Annotated in this window: 5 protein-coding genes; all 5 read left to right on the top strand. The window is 63.3% G+C overall.

Annotated features, from left to right (window positions below):
- On the top strand, positions 1-683 hold a 683-nt coding region (locus ENZ74_RS24365), incomplete at its 5' end, for an FAD-binding oxidoreductase (RefSeq protein ID WP_164761174.1).
- Positions 684-787: 104 nt separating this feature from the next.
- Positions 788-1,672, top strand: coding sequence for an ABC transporter permease (locus ENZ74_RS24360; RefSeq protein ID WP_063167636.1), 885 nt, complete (start codon positions 788-790; stop codon positions 1,670-1,672).
- Positions 1,669-2,538: an ABC transporter permease gene (locus ENZ74_RS24355; RefSeq protein WP_063167637.1), complete on the top strand. Its 870-nt coding sequence runs from the start codon at positions 1,669-1,671 to the stop codon at positions 2,536-2,538. Before ENZ74_RS24360 ends, ENZ74_RS24355 begins: the two co-directional genes overlap by 4 nt.
- The gene (locus ENZ74_RS24350; RefSeq protein ID WP_024502621.1) at positions 2,523-3,593 is read left to right on the top strand and encodes an ABC transporter substrate-binding protein; all 1,071 of its coding nucleotides are present in this window, start codon (positions 2,523-2,525) and stop codon (positions 3,591-3,593) included. Before ENZ74_RS24355 ends, ENZ74_RS24350 begins: the two co-directional genes overlap by 16 nt.
- 173 nt (positions 3,594-3,766) lie before the next feature.
- Positions 3,767-3,984, top strand: a 218-nt coding sequence (locus ENZ74_RS24345) for a helix-turn-helix transcriptional regulator (RefSeq protein WP_164761173.1), incomplete at its 3' end; no start/stop codon positions are given.

Below are 3,984 nucleotides of genomic sequence, written 5' to 3'. Positions count from 1 at the left end.
GGATAGCAGAGCGCCAAAGGGTCGTGCGGCTCGCCAATGCCGCCGGTGTTTGGCGTATTTTGATCGAAAATGGCCTGGAATTGCAGGCAAAGGCGGTCGTGCTGGCGACAAACGCCTATACGGACGGTCTGATCCCCGGTCTCGCCCAGACGATCGTGCCGCTGCATTCCTTTCAGATCGCCACAGCGCCGCTGCCGTCCAATCTGGCGGCCACGATCCTGCCGGAAGGGCAGGCGGTGTCGGACTCCAGGCGCATCCTCGTCTACTACCGCAAGAGCGCCGACGGCCGGCTGGTGCTTGGCGGACGGGGCCGCATGGCGCTGCCGACGAGCGCCGGCGACTGGGCGCATCTCGAGCGTGCGCTGGTACGGCTCTATCCCTCGCTGTCCGGCGTTCCCATCGAGAAGCGCTGGTTCGGCCGGGTTGCGATGACGCCGGACCACCTGCCGCACATCCACGAGCCGGAGAAAGGCCTGCTCGCCGTGGTCGGCTGCCAGGGTCGTGGTGTCGGCCTGATGACTGCGCTTGGCGAGCGCATCGCCGGCTACCTCCAAAGTGGCGACGCCAGGCAATTGCCTTTCCCGGTCTCGCCGATCCGGCCGATCCCGTTTCACGCCTTCCGCCAGGTCGGCGTCGCCGCGACCATCGCCTGGTATCGCCTGCTCGATGCGTTGGAGCGCTGACCAGGGCGCTTTATCTCCTTGGAGTTCCGTTAGGGGATTCTGCTTGACAGTTTCATGGATATGAAAAACTCTAGGCCAATTTCAAATTTCCAATAGGCAGGTCGATGTCGACCCTAGTTGCAACATCAGCGCCAGAGGCCCGGTCTTCCCAGGGCTTCCGGGTCGCCATGCTGCTGCCGGGCGCGCTGGTCACCTTCCTGCTGATCCTGTTTGCGCTTGGCCTCGTGCTTTTCCTCGCCTTCCGCGGCAATGACGGTTCGCTGCTCGGCGCCGGTTTCACCGTCGCGAACTTCGTCACCGTGGTGTCCGATCCGCTGTACTGGACGGTGACGCTGCGCTCGCTGATCATTGCCGCTCTGGTCACGCTGGCGACGGTCGTCACTGCCTATCCCGTCGCCTACTACCTTGCCTTCCATACCGGCCGGCGGCGCGGCCTGCTGCTGTTCCTGGTGACGCTGCCGTTCTGGACCAGCTATCTCCTGCGCGTCTTCGCCTGGAAGATCGTGCTCGCCTACAATGGCGTTTTGAACTCGGCGCTGATCGAAAGCGGCATCTGGTCCGAGCCGACATTGGCCTTTCTCAACACGCCGGCCGCCGTCGTCGTCACGCTGGCGCACGCCTATGCGCCTTTCGCCATCCTGCCGATCTACGTGGCGCTGGACACCATCCCGAAATCGCTGATCGAGGCCGCTTCCGATCTCGGCGCGCGGCCATTCACCTCTTTCCGCCGGATCGTGCTGCCCAATTCGATGCCGGGCGTGCTGGCGGCAGCCCTCGTCGTCTTCGTGCCGACGGTCGGCGACTATGTCACGCCGGCGCTCGTCGGCGGCCCGGCCAGCACCATGATCGGCACGCTGATCCAGGCGCAATTCGGCAAGGCCAATGACTGGCCGTTTGGCGCAGCACTCTCCGTCGCCGTCATGCTGGTCATCCTGTGCGTGGTGCTGGTCGCGCGCTTCGCCGACCGCAGATTTGGCAGCCGCACATGAGCACTGCACGCACGCACGGAGGTGGCCGCTGGCTCGGCATGTATATCGCCGCCTATCTGGTCTTTCTCTATCTGCCGGTGCTGCTGATCCCGCTGTTTTCCTTCAACAACTCGATCCAGGCAGCGTTTCCGCTGCAAGGTTTTACCTTGCAATGGTACGCGACGCTGTTCGGCAATTCGGCGCTGACCGGTGCACTCTTGAACAGCCTCGCCATCGGCGCCTTCGCCGCCACGGGTGCGACGCTGTGCGGCATAACCGTATCCTACATGGACCTCTACGGCCGCTCGCCGCTGGCCGCCACCATCAGCGCCATCGCAAGGCTGCCGATCCTGATCCCGGGCGTCATCGTCGGCATATCGCTGCTGATCCTCATCAACCTCGTTGGTCTGGGGCCATCGCGCGTCGCCATCGTTCTCGGCCATATATTGGTGGCGCTGCCGACGACCGTGGTGATCATGCGCAGCCGCTTCGCCGCCATCCCGAAAACCATTCGCGAGGCGGCACTCGATCTCGGCGCCTCCGACTGGACGACCTTCCGGCGGGTCATGCTGCCGCTCAGCCTGCCGGCCATCGTCTCGGCATTCATGCTGGCCTTCCTGATCTCCTTCGATGAATTCATCGTCGTGTTCTTCCTGGCCGGCACCGAGCCGACGCTGCCGCTCTACATCTGGAGCCAGCTGCGTTTTCCCCGGTCGCTGCCGACGGTGATGGCACTGGGCACTTCGATCCTGGCGGTGTCCTTCGTCATCGCTGCAGCAGCTGAAATCCTGCGCCATCGCGGCTTGTCCGCCACGGCGCCAAAGCCTGCGGATCCATCACAACCAAAACAAACCAAGAGAGGAGAACTGCAATGGCATTCGACCTGAAATCGATCTCTGCAAAGACTGTTTGCGCTGGATTGACGGCGTTCGCGCTGGCGCTGTCGTCGACCGTCGCTTTCGCCGGCGACAAACTGCAATATTTCACCTGGTCGGGCTATGAACTGCCCGACTTCAACAAGAGCTTCCTTGCCGCGCATCCCGATGGCGTCGAGGCCTCGATCTTCGGTGACGACGATGACGCCTTCACCAAGGTCAAGGCCGGCTTCCGACCCGACATTGCGCATCCCTGCTATGACAAGGTGGCGCGCTGGAACAAGGAAGGCCTGCTGCAGCCGATCGACACCAAGCGCATCAAGAACTGGGACTCGATCTTCCCGGTGTTCAAGAACCTGCCAGACCTGCAGGCTGGCGACGGCAAGGTCTGGATGGTGCCGTGGGACTGGGGCAACACCTCGATCCTCTACCGCACCGATCTGGTGAAGAACCCGGAAGCGAGCTGGAACCTTTTGTGGGACAAGCAGTATGCCGGTCGCATGGCGACGATCGACGCGGTGCATGACACGCCTGTCGTGGCGGCGCTGCTCGCCGGCGTCAATCCGTTCGACATGACGCCGGAGCAAATGGACAAGGTGGCCGAGAAGCTGCGCGAGCAGCGCCCGCTGCTCTCCAACTACACCACCGACATGACCTCCGTCGAACAGGCGCTGGCCAGCGGCCAATTGGTCGCCGCCATGACCTGGAACGCGTCGGCCACCTCGCTCAAGAAGCAGGGCGTGCCGGTCGAGTTCATGAAGCCCAAGGAGGGCATGCTGACCTGGGCCTGCGGCTTCGTGATGCTCAAGGACGCCAAGAATGTCGACCTCGCCTATGATTTCATCAACAGCCGGCTGGAGACGGATTCCGGCAAATACCTGATCGAGGCCTACGGCTATGGCAGCTCGACCAGTTCGGCCTTCGCGGCGGTGCCGAAGGAGGAGCTGGAGAAATTGCAGCTGCCGTCCGACCCGGAGGTGATGCTGAAGACCACCATCTTCACCGGACCGATGAAACAGAATGACGACCTCGCCAAGATGTTTGAGAAGGTGAAGGCGGGGGGATAAAGCTCCCCCTTCTCCCCTTGTGGGAGAAGGTGTCGCCGAAGGCGACGGATGAGGGGTGCTCCAGGGAACACCAGCGTCTCACTCCGCTGGAACACCCCTCAACCGTCTCGGCGCTGCGCGCCGATCCACCTTCTCCCACAAGGGGAGAAGGGAAAGCAAACGAGGACTAACGCATGGACATGCTGGACGAAACGGCTGAAAAGCCGAAGGACGATGCCGATGTGCGGGTCGGCAGGCGGGTGCGGGCGCTGCGGCTGGAGCGCAAGCTGTCGCTGGCCGATCTTGCGGCAAAGGCCGGCGTGTCGATCGGTGCATTGAGCCAGATCGAGCGCGGCATGTCCTCGCTGCGCGTCAAGGGGATCTGGCCGCTCGCCGCCGCCCTCGACATCGA

It is taken from the genome of Mesorhizobium sp. M7A.F.Ca.CA.002.15.2.1 (assembly GCF_003998715.1).
Classification (GTDB): Bacteria; Pseudomonadota; Alphaproteobacteria; order Rhizobiales; family Rhizobiaceae; genus Mesorhizobium; species Mesorhizobium ciceri.
This window is presented reverse-complemented; position numbering and strand designations above follow the sequence as displayed.

Excerpts from the sequence above, each read along its gene's own strand:
- ENZ74_RS24360 (WP_063167636.1), top strand. The coding sequence starts at position 788 with ATGTCGACCCTAGTTGCAACATCAGCGCCAGAGGCCCGGTCTTCCCAG.
- ENZ74_RS24355 (WP_063167637.1), top strand. The coding sequence starts at position 1,669 with ATGAGCACTGCACGCACGCACGGAGGTGGCCGCTGGCTCGGCATGTAT.
- ENZ74_RS24350 (WP_024502621.1), top strand. The coding sequence starts at position 2,523 with ATGGCATTCGACCTGAAATCGATCTCTGCAAAGACTGTTTGCGCTGGA.